The 17,938-nt window shown below is 54.6% G+C and carries 13 protein-coding genes; 4 read left to right on the forward strand and 9 right to left on the reverse strand.

Features of this window, described 5'->3' with window-relative positions; genetic code table 11:
* Window positions 1–29: 29 nt before the first annotated feature.
* Entirely contained in the window at window positions 30–3,041 is a 3,012-nt protein-coding gene (locus tag O1724_RS03775) for an autotransporter family protein (protein ID WP_126297034.1), read from the reverse strand.
* Between the two features lie 374 nt (window positions 3,042–3,415).
* On the opposite strand from O1724_RS03775, the gene kefF reads away from it, so the two are divergent.
* From kefF to folA, 3 genes are all read left to right on the forward strand, one after another.
* Window positions 3,416–3,946: a glutathione-regulated potassium-efflux system oxidoreductase KefF gene (gene kefF, locus O1724_RS03780; RefSeq protein ID WP_003856435.1), complete on the forward strand. Its 531-nt coding sequence runs from the start codon at window positions 3,416–3,418 to the stop codon at window positions 3,944–3,946.
* The gene (kefC, locus tag O1724_RS03785) at window positions 3,939–5,804 is read left to right on the forward strand and encodes a glutathione-regulated potassium-efflux system protein KefC (protein WP_126297032.1); all 1,866 of its coding nucleotides are present in this window, start codon (window positions 3,939–3,941) and stop codon (window positions 5,802–5,804) included. The genes kefF and kefC overlap by 8 nt, the downstream gene beginning before the upstream one ends.
* A gap of 114 nt (window positions 5,805–5,918) precedes the next feature.
* A complete protein-coding gene (gene folA, locus O1724_RS03790) occupies window positions 5,919–6,398 on the forward strand; it encodes a type 3 dihydrofolate reductase (RefSeq protein WP_003856431.1) in 480 nt (159 codons plus the stop codon).
* Window positions 6,399–6,437: 39 nt separating this feature from the next.
* Here folA and apaH read toward each other — a convergent pair whose 3' ends face one another.
* Genes apaH through lptD form a run of 6 tightly spaced genes read right to left on the reverse strand, consistent with a single transcriptional unit; the run spans window position 6,438 to window position 13,167 of the window.
* A complete protein-coding gene (gene apaH / locus O1724_RS03795; RefSeq protein WP_023324139.1) occupies window positions 6,438–7,286 on the reverse strand; it encodes a bis(5'-nucleosyl)-tetraphosphatase (symmetrical) ApaH in 849 nt (282 codons plus the stop codon).
* Between the two features lie 4 nt (window positions 7,287–7,290).
* On the reverse strand, window positions 7,291–7,668 hold the full coding sequence (gene apaG, locus O1724_RS03800; protein WP_003856425.1) for a Co2+/Mg2+ efflux protein ApaG: 378 nt from the start codon (window positions 7,666–7,668) through the stop codon (window positions 7,291–7,293).
* Between the two features lie 3 nt (window positions 7,669–7,671).
* Entirely contained in the window at window positions 7,672–8,493 is an 822-nt protein-coding gene (gene rsmA, locus O1724_RS03805; RefSeq protein WP_003856423.1) for a 16S rRNA (adenine(1518)-N(6)/adenine(1519)-N(6))-dimethyltransferase RsmA, read from the reverse strand.
* Window positions 8,490–9,476, reverse strand: a complete 987-nt coding sequence (gene pdxA, locus O1724_RS03810) for a 4-hydroxythreonine-4-phosphate dehydrogenase PdxA (RefSeq protein ID WP_023324140.1) — start codon at window positions 9,474–9,476, stop codon at window positions 8,490–8,492. Before pdxA ends, rsmA begins: the two co-directional genes overlap by 4 nt.
* Complete coding sequence (surA, locus tag O1724_RS03815) at window positions 9,476–10,762, reverse strand: peptidylprolyl isomerase SurA (protein ID WP_003856417.1); 1,287 nt, start codon at window positions 10,760–10,762, stop codon at window positions 9,476–9,478. The genes pdxA and surA overlap by 1 nt, the downstream gene beginning before the upstream one ends.
* A gap of 53 nt (window positions 10,763–10,815) precedes the next feature.
* On the reverse strand, window positions 10,816–13,167 hold the full coding sequence (gene lptD / locus O1724_RS03820; RefSeq protein WP_006810140.1) for an LPS assembly protein LptD: 2,352 nt from the start codon (window positions 13,165–13,167) through the stop codon (window positions 10,816–10,818).
* Window positions 13,168–13,406: 239 nt separating this feature from the next.
* On the opposite strand from lptD, the gene djlA reads away from it, so the two are divergent.
* Window positions 13,407–14,222: a co-chaperone DjlA gene (gene djlA / locus O1724_RS03825; protein ID WP_023315375.1), complete on the forward strand. Its 816-nt coding sequence runs from the start codon at window positions 13,407–13,409 to the stop codon at window positions 14,220–14,222.
* A 30-nt stretch (window positions 14,223–14,252) separates the two neighbouring features.
* On the opposite strand, the gene rluA is transcribed toward djlA, so the two are convergent.
* Window positions 14,253–14,912, reverse strand: coding sequence for a bifunctional tRNA pseudouridine(32) synthase/23S rRNA pseudouridine(746) synthase RluA (gene rluA, locus O1724_RS03830; protein ID WP_003856412.1), 660 nt, complete (start codon window positions 14,910–14,912; stop codon window positions 14,253–14,255).
* 12 nt (window positions 14,913–14,924) lie between these two features.
* The gene (rapA, locus tag O1724_RS03835; protein ID WP_126297031.1) at window positions 14,925–17,831 is read right to left on the reverse strand and encodes an RNA polymerase-associated protein RapA; all 2,907 of its coding nucleotides are present in this window, start codon (window positions 17,829–17,831) and stop codon (window positions 14,925–14,927) included.
* Window positions 17,832–17,938: the final 107 nt, after the last annotated feature.

The raw sequence follows: 17,938 nt of genomic DNA on the forward strand, positions 1-17,938 counted from the left end.
CCACTGCTTTTTTGCTTCAGAATGATCGATTACCACCGATGGTTTAACAAAATATGACCGCCGTATGCGGCATAGCTGTTTTCACCCCATTCGCCGCTGGCTCGCAGGGAGATTGTCGTGGTTTCGTTCAGGTTGCCGGTTACGCCCAGCTCTAACTGACCACGATCTTCCGGCGTATCGTTGCTGACGGTCTCGTCGTTGAATGCCAGATCGTTTTGACCAGCACCTTTCAACCAGTTAACCGCGACGTACGGCTGCCAGGCCTTGACGTCCTTCTGCTGGAAGTAGCTTGCTTTAACGCCGAGACGACCAAAGACGCTGTCGTTGTCCAGGGTAGTGACGCGTACGCCGTCGCGATCGGTATGATTTTCCTGATCGAGATAGCTGTAGATCACCTGCGCCTGCGGCTCGATCTTCCAGGTACGTTCATTTTCTGACTGGATAACCCACGCGTGGCCGACTTCAACAGACGCGGCGAAACCTTCGCTATCGTAGTCTTCGTCGTTGCGGTTGCTGGTGACTTTGTTGTTGTACCAGCTGTATGCGGCCCAGGTATCAACGTAGCTGCCCAGACGTAATTTCTGATCTTCCTGCCAGGTGGCGTAAAGCCCAACATTGAAACCATCAACCTTACCCTGAGCGTCACGCACGTTGTGCTTCGCATCAGAGTGGGTCTTCGCCTGGCCTGCACCGAACATCCCGCCAGCACGCAGGATACCGTTATCCATTGGCTTGCTCATGAAATCGCTGCCGACTTGCAGTACGGTCGTGGTGGTGTCATAGCTGACTTTATCGCCACCCGCATCGTTCTCGTGATAGCGACCCTTAACGTACATCCAGGTGTTCAGGTCGTCTTCATTGCGGAAGGTGATCTGGTCGCGATCGTCACGTTTATGCAGGAACATGCCCTGTGCGGCAAGGTAGTTGCCTAAGTAAGCACCCACTTCAGGCGCCATGACTTCCGGCGCATTGTTACCGCCGTTGTCAGTGCTACCGCCGTTGTCGGTGTTGCCGCCGTTGTCAGTGTTACCGCCGTTGTCGGTGTTACCACCGTTGTCGGTGTTACCGCCGTTATCGGTGTTGCCGCCGTTGTCAGTGTTACCGCCGTTATCGGTGTTACCGCCGTTATCGGTGTTACCGCCGTTATCGGTGTTGCCGCCGTTATCGGTGTTGCCGCCGTTATCGGTGTTGCCGCCGTTATCGGTGTTGCCGCCATCATCGGTATTGCCACCGTCATCGGTGTCGTCAGAAGGATCATCAGAAGGCGTCGCCTTTGATTCCAGATACCAGTTGCCGTCACTGTGCTGGTAGAGGTTATATTCCCAGGCGCCTGCGACGACCGGTTTTGCCAGCGTCAGTTGGGCTTCGGAACTGCCGCCGATGCTGACAATTTCCATACCGTTAATGGTTTGCGCGCCTGCGCCGCCAATGTTGGTAATGCTGACGCCGGACTGACCGAAGCTGCTGCCCGTAATAGTGAGGTGGTCAGTTGGTGAATTATCTTCACCCAGGGTGCTGTTCATCACAATCTGGCTACCGTCAGAGCCGGTGTAGTCGCCATTAATCGTAAAATTATTGCCAACGCTATTATCAGCCGCACTGAGTAACAGCGTACCACCATTAGTCACGTTACCGTTGATGGTATCGACGTCGGAAGCGCTGAGCGTGGAGTTACCCTGGACGGCATTCCATGCCGCCAGCGTACCGCCGCTAAGAACTGCGATGTTGTTGTTCACTTCGCCTGCGGTGGCAAAGGTCGCGCCATTTTCAACGGTAACAGTGGCGTTACTGCCCTTGACGCCGAGCGTTGCGCCGGTGGAGACCAGCGTGGTGCCGCCGTGCAGAACCGTATCCCCTGTGTAGCTATTTTTGCCCGTCAGGGTCAGGGTGTTGGAGTCTACTTTTTCGACGTTACCGCTACCGGTCATGTCGGTGGCGAAAGTGAAATCGCTACCCTGATTGAAAATGACGGTACCGTTGTTGGTGATCCCACCGCTGAGCATCGCAGTTTTTTCGCCATCGCCCAGTTGCAGCGAGGCGTCTTTGGCCACCCGCGTATTACCGGTGTTGGATACTTCGCCCGCTAGGGTTAACGCGCCCTTGTCTATCAGCAAGGAGTCGCCAGAGCCAATAATGTCAATATCGCCCGACAGCGCCCAGTTTTCGCCGTTCATTGTGACGCTGGCAAAACCGTCCCCTTCATTCAGACCCACAAAATTGCTGTCTTCTGTACCGGTGCCGATCAGAGTGAGGGTGTTTCCCGTGGAATTGGTGGAAATAACGTCACCGACAAGGACGGAACCCGTATCAAGCACCAGCGTGTTATTTTTATTGCTGGCAAACATAATAGCGGCTGTATTACCACTAATCGTTCCGCTATTCTTGATATCCAATTTTGCAGTATCTTTTACATTGATACCGTTCTCGGTTCCCTGCACAAGGGCATTGTTAGTAAGCTTGGTGTTGCCATTAGTTGCCGTAATAGCATCACCATTTGTACCGATAATTGCGCCACTGTTATTAATGCCAATACCATACCGAGTACTTAGACCCGTTTTTCCTTTTATCATTCCGGTGCTGGTATTGATAATGTTTACTGCGGAAGAGTTTTCGCCGACAAACATGCCATTTTCCGCACCGATAATATTTCCACTGTTATTAAAATCACCGAGCATTGACTGAATATTAACAGCATTCGCGGTGGTGGAGGAAATGGTTGCACCGATGTCGTTATTAATTAAAATGCGCTGTTCACCAGTATTAATATCCAGGCCATTTCCCGTGCCAGAAATATTGCCATAGTTAGTGGTAGTAGTGGTAGTAAACCCAGTGACAGACACCGCCGCTTCACTACCCGCGGAGGATATCGTCACGTCTTTATTAATAACATATTCAGCATCGGCTGAAAAATCTTGAGGGACAGAGGTTGATTGATCAATGATTGCAGAAAATGCAACCGCGGGGGTGCATATCAACAAAGCAGGAAATATCTTCCCTAGAGTTTTGGTTGTATTATTTAATTTGAAGAATTTTTTGCTCATGTACACATCCATTTGAGTGAGAAGGAACATCAGATAACGTGTGTCAAACGTATATTGACTATCTTTAAGGTTGAGCTCAAAACAAAAAAGCATAAAATTATTATTTTTTCAATGAGTTATGTACAGGTTGATTTATTAAAATATGACTTAAGATAATCTAAAAATATTCGTTAAAAATATGAGTCTGCATAATCATTTTGCAGGGTTAATTCGTCGCTAGCGTGGTGCTCCTTCTTTCGCGTCAGTCGCGTTTGTATGGCGACAAAGGTTGCCAATCCTTGCGATTTACTTTGAAGCGGTCGTTAGCCTCTTTCAGTTGGGGGGGGAACTGTCTACACTCATTGCTACAAGAAAAGCAGAAGACAGGCATATTCATGGTTCTGATAATTTATGCGCACCCCTATCCGCAGCATTCGCATGCGAATAAGCGGATGCTTGAGCAGGCAAGGACGCTCGAAAACGTAGAGATACGTTCCCTCTATCAACTCTATCCTGATTTTAATATCGATGTCGCCGCCGAACAGGAGGCGCTCTCTCGTGCCGATCTGATCGTCTGGCAGCATCCGATGCAGTGGTACAGCACCCCTCCGCTGCTGAAATTGTGGATCGACAAAGTTTTCTCCCACGGTTGGGCATACGGACACAACGGCAACGCGCTTCATGGCAAAAGCCTGATGTGGGCTGTTACCACCGGCGGGGGGGAAAGCCATTTTGAGATTGGCGCCTTCCCCGGATTTGACGTGCTGGCGCAGCCGCTCCAGGCTACTGCCCTTTACTGCGGTCTGAACTGGCTTCCGCCTTTTGCGATGCACTGTACCTTTGTCTGCGACGATGAAACCTTGCAGGCGCAGGCTCGTCACTACAAACAACGCTTACTTGAGTGGCAGGAGACGCACAATGGATAGCCATACGCTGATACAGGCGCTGATTTATCTTGGCGCGGCGGCATTAATTGTGCCCGTGGCGGTTCGTCTGGGGCTGGGCTCGGTGCTCGGCTATTTGATTGCCGGGTGTGTAATTGGCCCCTGGGGTTTTCGGCTGGTGACGGATGCCGAGTCGATCCTGCATTTTGCGGAGATCGGCGTGGTGCTTATGCTGTTCGTGATTGGCCTGGAGTTGGATCCGCAGCGGCTGTGGAAACTGCGCGCCTCGGTGTTTGGCGGAGGTGCTCTGCAAATGCTGGCCTGCGGTCTGCTGTTGGGCGGGTTCTGCATTCTGCTCGGGATGGAGTGGAAAGTCGCGGAGTTGATCGGCATGACGCTGGCGCTCTCCTCGACGGCTATTGCCATGCAGGCTATGAACGAGCGTAACCTGACGGTGTCGCAAATGGGGCGCAGCACCTTCTCCGTACTGTTGTTCCAGGATATTGCCGCCATCCCGCTGGTGGCGATGATCCCGCTGCTGGCAGCCAGCGGCGCATCAACGACGCTGGGGGCATTTGCCTTATCAGCGCTGAAGGTTGTTGGTGCGCTGGCGCTGGTTGTTCTGCTTGGTCGTTACGTAACGCGTCCGCTGCTGCGCTTTGTTGCTCGCTCTGGCCTGCGCGAAGTCTTCAGCGCCGTTGCGTTATTCCTGGTGTTTGGTTTTGGATTGCTGCTTGAAGAGGCCGGGCTGTCGATGGCAATGGGCGCCTTCCTCGCGGGGGTCTTACTGGCTAGCTCCGAATACCGTCACGCGCTGGAAAGCGATATCGAGCCGTTTAAAGGATTGCTGCTGGGGCTGTTTTTCATCGGCGTCGGGATGTCTATCGACTTCGGGACGCTGGTGACCCATCCGCTGCGCATCATCATTCTGCTGGTGGGTTTCCTGGTCATTAAAATGGCGATGCTGTGGCTGATCGCCCGCCCGTTAAACGTGCCAAAACCGCAGCGTCGCTGGTTTGCCGTGCTGCTGGGGCAGGGGAGTGAGTTTGCTTTCGTGGTCTTTGGCGCAGCGCAGATGGCAAATGTACTCGATCCGGAATGGGCAAAAGCGCTGACGCTGGCGGTTGCGCTGTCGATGGCCGCAACGCCGATCCTGCTGGTGTTGCTGACGCGTCTGGAAAAAACGGGAAGCGAACAGGAACGAGAAGCCGATGAGATCGACGAGGAGCAGCCGCGGGTGATCATCGCCGGATTTGGCCGCTTCGGGCAGATTACCGGCCGTTTACTGCTCTCCAGCGGAGTCAAAATGGTTATCCTCGATCACGATCCTGACCATGTGGATACGCTGCGTAAATTCGATATGAAAGTGTTTTACGGTGATGCGACCCGGGTTGATCTGCTGGAATCCGCCGGCGCGGCGAAGGCCGAGGTGCTGATTAACGCCATCGACGATCCAGAGACCAGTATGCAGATGGTTGAGCTGGTCAAAGAGCATTTTCCGCATCTGACCATTATCTCTCGTGCGCGCGATGTGGATCATTACATCCAGCTCCGTCAGGCGGGTGTGGCAGCCCCTGAACGTGAAACCTTCGAAGGGGCGCTCAAATCTGGCCGCATGGCGCTGGAAAGCCTGGGACTTGGCGCGTATGAAGCGCGTGAGCGTGCCGATTTATTCCGCCGTTTTAACCATGAGATGGTGGAAGAGATGGTGGCGATGGCGAGCAGTACGGCAACCGAACGCGCTGCGGTGTTTAAACGCACCAGCACCATGCTGACGGAGATCATCAACGAGGATCGTAATCACCTGTCGCTGGTTCAGCGCCACGGCTGGCAAGGAACGGAAGAGGGCAAGCATACCGGTGATCCTGAGGATGAACCGGAGAGTAAACCCTCTGCGTGAAGTGGAGTTGCCAGCAATATTAAAAAATTTCTAATTCTTTACCCTGCCGCCAGTCGACGAAAGATTAAGCTTTCCGTATAGTGGCGGCAATTTTTTGCATCCGGGAAATTTTCAATGATCAGTCTGATTGCAGCGCTGGCGGTAGACCGCGTTATCGGCATGGAAAACGCCATGCCGTGGAACCTGCCTGCCGATCTCGCATGGTTTAAACGTACTACGTTAAACAAGCCGGTAGTGATGGGCCGCCTGACCTGGGAGTCGATTGGTCGTCCATTGCCGGGTCGTAAGAATATTGTGATCAGTAGCCAGCCGGGCACCGACGATCGCGTTCAGTGGGTTAAGTCCGTTGATGAAGCGATTGCCGCCTGCGGCGATGCCGAAGAGATCATGGTGATCGGCGGTGGTCGCGTGTATGAGCAGTTCCTGCCAAAAGCGCAGAAACTGTATCTGACGCACATTGATGCGGAAGTGGAAGGGGATACCCATTTCCCGGATTACGATCCGGACGAGTGGGAGTCTGTATTCAGTGAGTTTCACGATGCGGATGCGCAAAACTCGCACAGCTACTGCTTCGAAATTCTGGAACGTCGTTAACGGTTTTATCCTCTCCTCGAAGGGAGAGGATAAACATCTTCAGGAGGCGACCGCCTCACCTTCGCCTAAGTCCAGCTGTCGGTTGGATGGCTGCACAAAGTAGGTCTTATCTTCCCAGCGTAAGCAGGTTAAATCCCCGCCCCAGCAGCATCCGGTATCCAGCGCGTAGATATTTTCCGGGGTGCCTTTTCCTTCCAGCGATGCCCAGTGCCCAAATACCACGCTATATTCGTTTGTCACGGGGCCCGGAATGGCAAACCACGGCTTAAGCGGCGCAGGCGCATTTTCCGGCGTATCTTTGCAATACATATCCAGCTGTCCGTTCGGGAAGCAGTAGCGCATGCGCGTAAAGGCATTGGTGATAAAACGCAGTCGCGCCAGGCCGCTGAGGTCATCACTCCAGTTATTCGGCATGTCGCCGTACATCGCATCGAGGAAGAACGGGTAGGAGTCGCTCGCCAGCACCGCTTCGGTGTCGCGCGCGCAGGTTTTTGCCGTCTCAAGATCCCACTGAGGCGTGATGCCGGCATGCGCCATCACCAGTTTTTTCTCTTCGTCAATCTGTAGCAGCGGCTGGCGACGCAGCCAGTTGAGCAACTCATCGGCATCCGGCGCTTCCAGCAGGGGGGTAATGCGATCTTTCGGCTTATTACGGCTGATCCCGGCGTATACGGCCAGCAGATGCAGATCGTGGTTGCCCAGCACCATGCGCACGCTGTCGCCCAGCGATTTGACATAGCGGAGGACGTCCAGGGAACCGGGACCGCGCGCCACTAAGTCGCCCGTCAGCCAGAGCGTGTCCTGCCCGGGGGTGAAGTCGACCTGTTTTAATAATGCGATCAGTTCATCGTAGCAACCGTGAACGTCGCCAATCAGATATGTAGACATTAGATTAATGAATAAGTGTAGGTACGGCGAGACGGAATACGGGAATAGCAATGCGGAAAGCATTACCGTCGGCATCGACCATTTCGTAATGGCCCTGCATGGTACCCAGCGGCGTTTCAATGACCGCGCCGCTGGTGTACTGATACTCTTCGCCAGGGGCGATATGGGGTTGTTCACCGACCACACCTTCGCCCTGGACTTCAATTTCACGGCCATTGCCGTTGGTGATAAGCCAGTAGCGCCCGAGCAGTTGCACAGGCATCCGCCCCAGATTGCGAATGGTTACGGTATAAGCAAAGACAAAACGTTCTTCATCCGGTGTGGATTGGGACTCAATGTAGACGCTTTGAACCTGAACACAGACGCGGGGCGAATCAATCATGGCTTAGCTCTCCTTCGGCGGCGCATTGTCGCTGATGTAATTAGCCAGCTTGCAGTACTGCTCTACGGAAATATTTTCCGCACGCATTGCCGGGTCGATGCCCAACTCAGCTAATACGTCAACGGTAAACAGATTGCCAAGGCTGTTACGAATCGTTTTACGGCGCTGGTTAAAGGCTTCTGTCGTGATACGGCTCAGCACGCGCAGGTCTTTGACCGGGTACGGCATCGTTTTATGTGGCACCAGGCGCACAACCGCAGAATCTACCTTTGGCGGTGGCGTGAATGCGGAAGGCGGTACTTCTAATACCGGGATCACGTTGCAGTAATATTGCGCCATCACGCTTAAACGACCATACGCTTTACTGTTCGGCCCTGCAACCAGACGGTTAACGACCTCTTTTTGCAACATGAAGTGCATGTCGGCAATGGCATCAGTATAGCTAAACAGATGGAACATCAGCGGGGTGGAGATGTTGTACGGCAGGTTACCGAACACGCGCAGCGGCTGTCCCATTTTTTCTGACAGTTCGCCAAAGTTCATGGTCATCGCATCCTGCTGATAAATCGTCAGCTTCGGCCCGAGGAACGGGTGCGTTTGCAGACGCGCGGCCAGATCGCGGTCGAGTTCGATAACGGTCAGTTCGTCGAGGCGTTCGCCTACCGGCTCGGTCAGCGCGGCAAGTCCCGGGCCGATTTCGACCATGGCCTGACCTTTCTGCGGATTAATGGCAGAAACGATACTGTCGATCACAAACTGATCGTTGAGGAAGTTTTGCCCGAAGCGTTTACGGGCTAAGTGGCCCTGATGGACTCGATTAGTCATTGAGTATTAACAATCATTTTGATGGCGAGATTAAGCGCCGTAATAAAACTGCCGACATCCGCTTTTCCCTGGCCTGCCAGATCCAGCGCAGTACCGTGGTCAACGGACGTTCGAATAAAGGGTAAACCGAGGGTGATATTCACCCCGCGGCCAAAGCCCTGGTATTTTAGCACGGGCAGACCCTGATCGTGGTACATCGCGAGTACGGCGTCGGCATTATCCAGGTATTTGGGCTGGAAAAGGGTGTCGGCAGGCAGAGGCCCGCTGAGGTTCATCCCCTTCGCCCGCATCTCCTCAAGCACCGGAATGATGGTGTCTATCTCTTCGGTGCCCATATGTCCGCCTTCACCCGCGTGCGGATTCAGGCCGCAAACCAGCACATGCGGCTGCGGAATGCCGAATTTGGTTTGCAGATCGTGATGCAAAATGCCAATGATCTCACGCAGGAGTTCAGGCGTAATGGCATCCGGAATGGCTTTGATCGGCAGGTGCGTTGTTACCAGCGCAACGCGCATTGCTTCGGTTGCCAGCATCATCACCACTTTCGGGCTGTGCGAACGCTCTTCGAAAAATTCGGTATGCCCGGTAAACGGAATGCCCGCGTCATTGATCACGCCTTTATGCACCGGACCGGTGATCAGGGCGGCAAATTCGCCCTGAAGGCAACCGTCACAGGCGCGCGCCAGCGTCTCGACAACGTAGTGGCCGTTTTCGGTGTGTAACTCGCCGGGGACAACAGGCGCACGAAGCGGAACAGAAAGCAGGGTGAGAGTACCAGACTGCTGCGGTGCGGGCTGTTGGCCTTCAACGTAAGGGAGGAGCGTTAAAGGCAGACCGAGCAAAGCTGCCCGGTCTTGTAACAGTGTTGCATCTGCACAGACAACCAACTCTACCGGCCAGCTGCACTGGGCGAGCTGAACCACCAGGTCAGGCCCAATCCCGGCGGGTTCGCCGGGGGTGATCACAACACGATGCGGTTTCATCAGTTGCTCAACACTTTCACGTAAGCGCTGGCGCGTTGTTCCTGCATCCAGGTTGCGGCTTCTTCAGAGAACTTACGGTTAAACAGCATGCGATACGCGCGGTCTTTCTGCGCCGCGTCGGTTTTATCCACGTTGCGCGTGTCCATCAGCTGGATCAGATGCCAGCCGAAGGAAGAGTGTACCGGCGCGCTCATCTGGCCTTTATTCAGCTTCATTAACGCATCGCGGAAAGCCGGATCGTAAATATCAGCGGCCGCCCAACCCAGGTCACCGCCCTGGTTTGCAGAGCCAGGATCCTGAGAGAACTCTTTTGCTGCTTTATCGAAGGTGGTTTTACCGCTCTTGATGTCTGCGGCGATCTGTTCCAGCTTCGCACGGGCCTGATCGTCAGTCATGATCGGAGACGGCTTAAGCAGGATATGACGCGCATGCACTTCAGTAACCGAAATGTTCTGGCTCTGGCCGCGCAGGTCGTTCACTTTCAGAATGTGGAAGCCCACACCGGAACGGATTGGACCGACGATATCGCCTTTCTTCGCGGTGCTCAGCGCCTGGGCAAACAGGGATGGCAGCTCCTGAATACGCCCCCAGCCCATCTGGCCGCCTTTCAGCGCCTGCTGGTCAGCGGAATAGGTGATCGCCAGCTTGCCGAAGTCATCGCCATTACGCGCCTGCTCAACGATAGCGCGCGCCTGGCTTTCCGCCTCTGCCGCCTGATCGGAGGTTGGGTTTTCCGGCAGTGGGATCAGGATGTGGCTCAGGTTAAGCTCTGTGCTGGCATCATTCTGATTCCCCACCTGTTTTGCCAGGGCATCCACTTCCTGCGGCAGGATGGTGACGCGGCGACGGACTTCATTATTACGCACTTCTGAAATCAGCATCTCTTTACGGATCTGATTGCGGTAGGTGGCGTAGCTGATGCCGTCATAGGCGAGGCGGCTACGCATCTGGTCCGGGGTAATGTTGTTCTGCTTTGCAATGTTGGCGATCGCCTGATCGAGCTGCTCGTCAGAGATCTTCACACCCATTTTCTGGCCCATTTGCAGGACAATCTGATCCATGATCAGACGTTCCAGGATCTGGTGGCGCAGCGTAGCGTCATCCGGAAGTTGTTGACCTGCCTGGCCCGAGTTGAGCTTTACAGATTTCATCAAACCGTCAACGTCACTTTCAAGCACGACGCCGTTGTTAACCACAGCCGCGACTTTATCGACAACCTGTGGGGCCGCGAAGCTGGTATTCGCAACCATAGCGACACCGAGTAGCAGCGTTTTCCAGTTCTTCATACTTTTTCCATTTCAATTAACCGCAAAGCGGATTACGTTGTAAATCAAGCATATTACAATGAACTACGATACGGCAGAATGTTCGAGCGCAGCATCTGCTGCGTGCCCAGACCGTAGTTAGAACTCAGGCCGCGCAACTCGATATTAAAGCCAATCACGTTATCGTATTTGCCCTGACTGTTTTGCGTATCCCAACCGTTAAGTTTGCGTTCGTAACCGACACGTATTGCGTAACAGCAGGAGTTATATTGCAGACCCAGCATCTGGTCAGCAGGTTTTTGGGCATTCGTGTCATAGTAGTAGGCCCCGACGACTGACCAACGATCGGCAATCGGCCAGCTCGCGGCGGTACCCACCTGTGAAATACCGTCTTTGTATTGGTCTGTATTCGCATAGTTTGGCAGTGTCGCCTGGATATACTCCGGGCTGGCGTAACGGTACGTTAACTGCAACATGCGGTCTTCATCACGACGATATTCGATGGCAGCGCTGCCCGTCGCGATATTGTCCAGTCGTGTATCGTATTGAACACCACCGCGCAGACCCCAACGATCCGTCATGCGCCAGTAGGTGTCGCCTGCCCATACCAGTGAGCCCGTTTTGTTGTCTTTCTCCCAGTTAATGTCGTCATCACCGGTGCGAGACTCGGTGAAATAGTAGATTTGACCAACAGAAACGTTAAAACGTTCAACGGCAGCATCATCATATACGCGCGTTGTGACGCCGGTCGTTAACTGGTTAGCAGACGCAATACGGTCAAGGCCGCCGTAGGTACGGTCACGGAACAGGCCGCTGTAGTCTGATTGCAGGAAGGACGAGTCATAGTTTTGAATTTTGCTCTGATCGCGATAAGGCACATAAAGATACTGCATACGTGGCTCAAGCGTCTGGGTGTATCCATCCGCGAGAAGAGCCATATCACGTTCGAAAATCAGCTTCCCGTCCATTTTGAATTGCGGAAGCGTACGGTTTACCGATTCTTCAAGATCGGTGCCATAACGTTTGTTATACCAGTCCAGATTCTTCTGTTGGTAGTGGGTGGCCATCACTTTGGCTTCGGTATTCAGACTCGCCCAGTCGTTTGACCACGGCAGGTTGATCGTCGGCTCGATATGCAGACGCGTTGATTCCGGCATATCCGAGTTGGTGTTGACGAAATGGACCGCCTGAGCGTAAACGCGCGTGTCGAAAGGACCAACATCGTTCTGATACCAGTTCACGTCCAGCTGCGGCTCGGCACCATAGGTACTACGCGATTGCGTATCAAACACCTGGAACTGTTTGGTCGACACCGTCGCGTCAAAGTTCTCAATGGCGTAGCCCACGCTGAATTTCTGCGTGGCGTAACCGTCGGTACTGGAGCCGTATTTAGAATCAAAGTCGTTGAAGTAATACGGATCGCTGACTTTGGTGTAGTCGATGTTGAAGCGCCACACCTGATCCAATACCCCGGCGTGCTTCCAGTAGTACATCCAGCGGTGCTTATCACCTTCGCTCGGATGCTCGTCCTGGAAGACCTTATCTGATGGCAGATAATCAAATTCCATCAGACCCGCGCCCGCCTTGGTCAGATAGCGGAATTCGTTCTCCCACATGATGTTGCCGCGCTTATGGATATAGTGCGGCGTGATCGTGGCGTCCATGTTAGGCGCAATGTTCCAGTAGTACGGCAGGTAGAACTCAAAGTAGTTCGATGTGCTGTACTTGGCGTTCGGGATCAGGAAACCTGAACGACGTTTGTCACCCACGGGCAGTTGCAGGTAAGGACTATAGAAAATGGGCACCGGGCCGAGTTTAAAACGAGCGTTCCAGATCTCTGCAACCTGTTCTTCACGGTCGTGGATCACTTCACTGCCCACAACGCTCCAGGTATTTGACCCTGGCAAACAGGAGGTAAACGTGCCGTTTTCGAGAATGGTGTAGCGGTTTTCGCCGCGCTGCTTCATCAGGTCCGCGGTACCGCGCCCCTGACGACCGACCATCTGGTAATCACCTTCCCAGACGTTGGTGTCTTTGGTATTCAGATTCGACCAGGCTTTCGGACCTTTCAGGATGACCTGATTGTCGTCATAGTGCACATTACCCAGCGCATCCACCGTACGGACAGGCGCCTGAGCACCTTCCGGTTGCTTCTGGTGCAATTGCACTTCGTCAGCAAGCAGGCGACTGTTGCCCTGGTTAATATCGACATTGCCCGTAAAGGTTGCATTGTCAGGATAATTACCTTTTGCGCTGTCGGCATTAATGGTGACGGGTAAGTCATTCGTATCGCCTTTCACCAGTGGGCGATTGTAACTTGGGACGCCAAGCATACACTGCGAGGCGAGATCGGCTGCGAGCCCCTGTTGGCTATACAGGGCGGTGCCAATCATTGTGGCCAGAAGGGTGGGGATACGTTTTTTCATACGTTGTATTTTATTGTTCCGTCATCAGTGGCTACGGCTTACAAACGCTCAGAGACTATCTTACTCATCAGCGCAGTACCAGCGTTAATCCTGCCCGTTTGCGCGCCAGAGTGTTAGGCTCGCTATCGAATGACGAGTATGATAATGCAAATTATAGGCGATGTCCCTCAATTGACCGTGGCGCGACCACTGTAATGATGGCGTTGCGTCGGCCAGGAACATGACCATTCGGGGAGTATATGCAGTATTGGGGTAAAATAATCGGCGTTGCGTTCGCAATTATTATGGGTGCCGGATTCTGGGGTGTCGTTCTTGGCCTCATTATCGGCCATATGTTTGATAAAGCACGCAGCCGCAAAATGGCCTGGTTTGCCAACCAGCGCGAGCGCCAGTCACTCTTTTTCTCCACCACCTTCGAGGTGATGGGGCACTTAACCAAATCAAAAGGGCGCGTAACGGAAGCCGATATTCAGGTGGCCAGCGTCTTTATGGATCGCATGAATCTGCACGGCGAATCCCGCATCGCGGCGCAGAATGCGTTCCGGATTGGTAAATCAGATAACTACCCGCTGCGTGAAAAAATGCGGCAGTTCCGTAGCATCTGTTTCGGGCGTTTTGATTTAATTCGGATGTTTCTGGAAATTCAAATCCAGGCCGCCTTCGCGGATGGTTCTCTGCATCCGAATGAACGGGACGTTTTATATGTGATTGCCGAAGAGCTGGGCATTTCCCGCATGCAGTTCGACCAGTTCCTGCGTATGATGCAGGGCGGCGCGCAGTTTGGCGGTGGTTATCAGCAACAGCACTCCTCCGGCGGCTGGCAGCAGGCGCAGCGTGGCCCCACGCTTGAAGATGCCTGCAACGTCCTCGGCGTGAAGCCGTCTGACGATGTCACGACCATCAAACGCGCCTATCGTAAGCTGATGAGCGAGCACCATCCGGATAAGCTGGTGGCGAAAGGCCTGCCGCCAGAGATGATGGAGATGGCGAAGCAAAAAGCGCAGGAAATTCAGAAAGCCTACGAGCTGATTAAAGAGCAGAAAGGTTTTAAATAAAAAATGGCCCGACAGTGTCGGGCCATTTTTTCAGAAGTCCACCGGGGCTTTGAACGTCATGGCGTTGCCGAAAGCAGGGTGGGTAATGGTGAGCGTCTGCGCATGCAGTTGCAGGCGCGGGGCTAAGGCCAGCGCTTCCGGCGGCGCATAGAATCTGTCCCCCAGAATCGGGTGACCCATCGCAAGCATATGCACACGCAGCTGGTGGGAGCGCCCGGTAATCGGCTTTAGCAGGACGCGCGCGGTGTTATCCGGCGCGTACTCCAGCACTTCATACTCGGTTTGCGCGGCCTTGCCGGTTTCATAACACACCTTCTGCTTTGGCCGGTTCGGCCAGTCGCAAATCAGCGGTAAATCCACCAGCCCTTCCGCCTGCGCCGGATGACCCCAGACGCGCGCGACATACTGCTTCTTCGGCTCGCGCTCGCGGAACTGACGCTTCAGCTCGCGTTCTGCCGCTTTATTCAGAGCCACCACAATCACGCCGCTGGTCGCCATATCCAGACGATGGACAGACTCGGCCTGGGGATAATCACGCTGGATACGCGTCATCACGCTGTCTTTATGCTCTTCCAGACGTCCCGGCACGGATAACAAGCCGCTCGGCTTGTTAACTACCATAATGTGCTCATCCTGATACAGAATGACCAGCCACGGATCCATCGGGGGATTGTAGGGCTCCATTACCATCTTGCGCTCCGCTTACTGATGCGTCACAACGATAAGACGCAGGGCGTCGAGACGCCACCCCGCCTGATTCAGGCTTTCCAGCACCTGCTGGCGGTTGCTCTCAATGGCGGCCAGCTCATCGTCACGAATGTTCGGGTTCACCGCTTTCAACGCTTCCAGGCGCGACAGCTCGGCAGAAAGCTTCTCATCGGCTTCGCTACGCGCCGCATCGATCAGTTCTCTGGCCGCTTTTTCGGCCTGGGCTTCACCCAGTTGCAGAATGGCATGCACGTCCTGCTGCACCGCATTCACCAGCTTGCTGCCGGTATGGCGGTTCACCGCGCTCAGCTGACGGTTGAAGCTTTCAAACTCCACCTGACCGGCCAGGTTCGTACCGTTTTTATCCAGCAGCAGACGCACCGGGGTTGGCGGCAGGAAGCGGTTAAGCTGAAGCTGTTTCGGCGCCTGCGCTTCCACAACGTAGATCAGCTCCACCAGCAGCGTGCCCACAGGTAAGGCTTTGTTCTTCAACAGGGAGATGGTGCTGCTGCCGGTATCGCCTGAGAGGATCAGATCCAGGCCATTGCGGATGAGCGGGTGCTCCCAGGTGATGAACTGTGCGTCTTCGCGGGACAGCGCCACATCACGCTCAAAGGTGATGGTGCAGCCGTCTTCCGGCAGGCCCGGTAAATCCGGCACCAGCATATGATCGGACGGGGTCAGCACGATCATGTTCTCGCCGCGATCGTCCTGGTTAATGCCGACGATGTCGAACAGGTTCATGGAGAAGCTAATCAGGCTGGTGTCATCGTCCTGTTCTTCAATACTTTCGGCCAGCTGCTGCGCTTTTTCACCGCCGTTGGAGTGGATCTCCAGCAGGCGATCGCGCCCCTGCTCCAGCTGGGCTTTCAGCGCGTCGTGCTTCTCTCGACAGGATTTGATCAGCTCATCAAAGCCCTCGGTGTTTTCCGGCGCCGCAAGGTAACCGATCAGGTCTGCATGCACCTGATCGTAAATGGTGCGGCCGGTCGGGCAGGTATGTTCAAACGCATCCAGGCCTTCGTGGTACCAGCGAACCAGAACGGACTGGGCGGTTTTCTCCAGATACGGAACGTGGATCTGGATATCGTGCGCCTGACCGATACGATCCAGACGGCCGATACGCTGCTCAAGCAGATCTGGGTTAAACGGCAGATCGAACATCACCAGATTGCTGGCGAACTGGAAGTTACGGCCTTCAGAACCGATTTCGGAGCACAGCAGAACCTGCGCGCCGCTGTCCTCTTCACTAAACCACGCCGCAGCGCGGTCGCGCTCGATAATAGACATGCCTTCATGGAACACGGCGGCGCGAATACCTTCGCGCTCGCGCAGCACTTGTTCAAGTTGCAGGGCGGTGGCTGCCTTGGCGCAGATCACCAGCACCTTCCGGGAACGGTGCGCGGTCAGATAACCCATCAACCACTCCACGCGCGGATCGAAGTTCCACCAGGTGCCAGTGTCGCCTTCAAATTCCTGATAAATCTGCTCCGGATAGAGCATGTCGCGCGCGCGATCTTCCGCAGATTTACGGGTGCCCATAATGCCGGAGACTTTGATCGCCGTCTGGTACTGGGTCGGCAGCGGCAATTTGATGGTGTGCAGTTCGCGTTTCGGGAAGCCTTTTACACCGTTACGGGTGTTACGGAACAGCACGCGGCTGGTGCCGTGGCGGTCCATCAGCATGTCGATCAGCTCTTTACGCGCGGATCCCGCATTATCGCTGTCGCTGTTCGCGGCCTGAAGCAGCGGCTCAATATCCTGCTCGCCGATAAGATCGCTGAGGGTGTTAAGTTCATCATTAGAGAGACGATTACCGGCCAGCAGCAGCGCGACGGCGTCCGCCACCGGACGATAGTTTTTCTGCTCTTCAACAAACTGCTCAAAATCGTGGAAACGGTTCGGATCGAGCAGGCGCAGACGGGCGAAGTGGCTCTCAAGACCCAGCTGCTCCGGGGTGGCGGTCAGAAGCAGAACGCCTGGTACGCGCTCGGCAAGCTGCTCAATCGCCATGTATTCGCGGCTTGGCGCGTCCTCGCTCCAGACGAGGTGGTGTGCTTCGTCGACGACCATCAGATCCCATTCAGCGTCGCACAGATGCTCCAGGCGTTGCTTGCTGCGGCGCACGAAGTCCAGGGAACAAATGACCAACTGTTCGGTTTCAAACGGGTTGTCCGCGTCGTGCTGGGCTTCGGCATAGCGCTCGTCGTCGAACAGGGAGAAGCGCAGGTTAAAGCGGCGCAGCATCTCGACCAGCCACTGGTGTTGCAGCGTTTCCGGCACCACAATCAGCACGCGCTCGGCAGCGCCAGAGAGCAGCTGCTGGTGCAGGATCATGCCTGCTTCGATGGTTTTACCCAGGCCCACTTCGTCAGCCAGCAGCACGCGAGGCGCATGGCGACGGCCCACGTCATGGGCGATATTCAGCTGATGGGGAATAAGGCTGGTACGCTGACCGCGCAGGCCGCTCCACGGCATGCGGTACTGTTCACTCTGGAACTTACGCGCGCGGTAGCGCAGAGAGAAGCGATCCATTCGGTCGATTTGCCCGGCAAACAGACGGTCCTGCGGCTTGCTGAAAACCAGTTTGCTGTCGAGCAGCACTTCACGCAGGATAACATTCGTCTCGTCGGTATCAAGACGCGTACCGATGTAGGCGAGCAGTCCATTCTCTTCTTTTACGTCTTCAACCTTCAGCTGCCAGCCTTCGTGGCTGGTCACGGTGTCGCCCGGATTGAACATTACGCGGGTAACAGGGGAGTCATTGCGAGCGTACAGGCGGTTTTCACCGGTAGCAGGGAAAAGGAGGGTAACCATGCGCGCATCGACGGCAACGACGGTTCCTAATCCAAGTTCGCTTTCTGTATCGCTGATCCAGCGTTGACCAAGTGTAAAAGGCATAGTTGTTCGGCTCTAATCTTTAATTGCAGGCAATAGTTCGACCCCGTCAAAAAAGACGGTCATCGAAAAATGGGTCCGGGAATGGAAAGGGCGCTATGGTACTGGAT

The organism is Enterobacter cloacae complex sp. HYC074_NIDB (assembly GCF_056673345.1).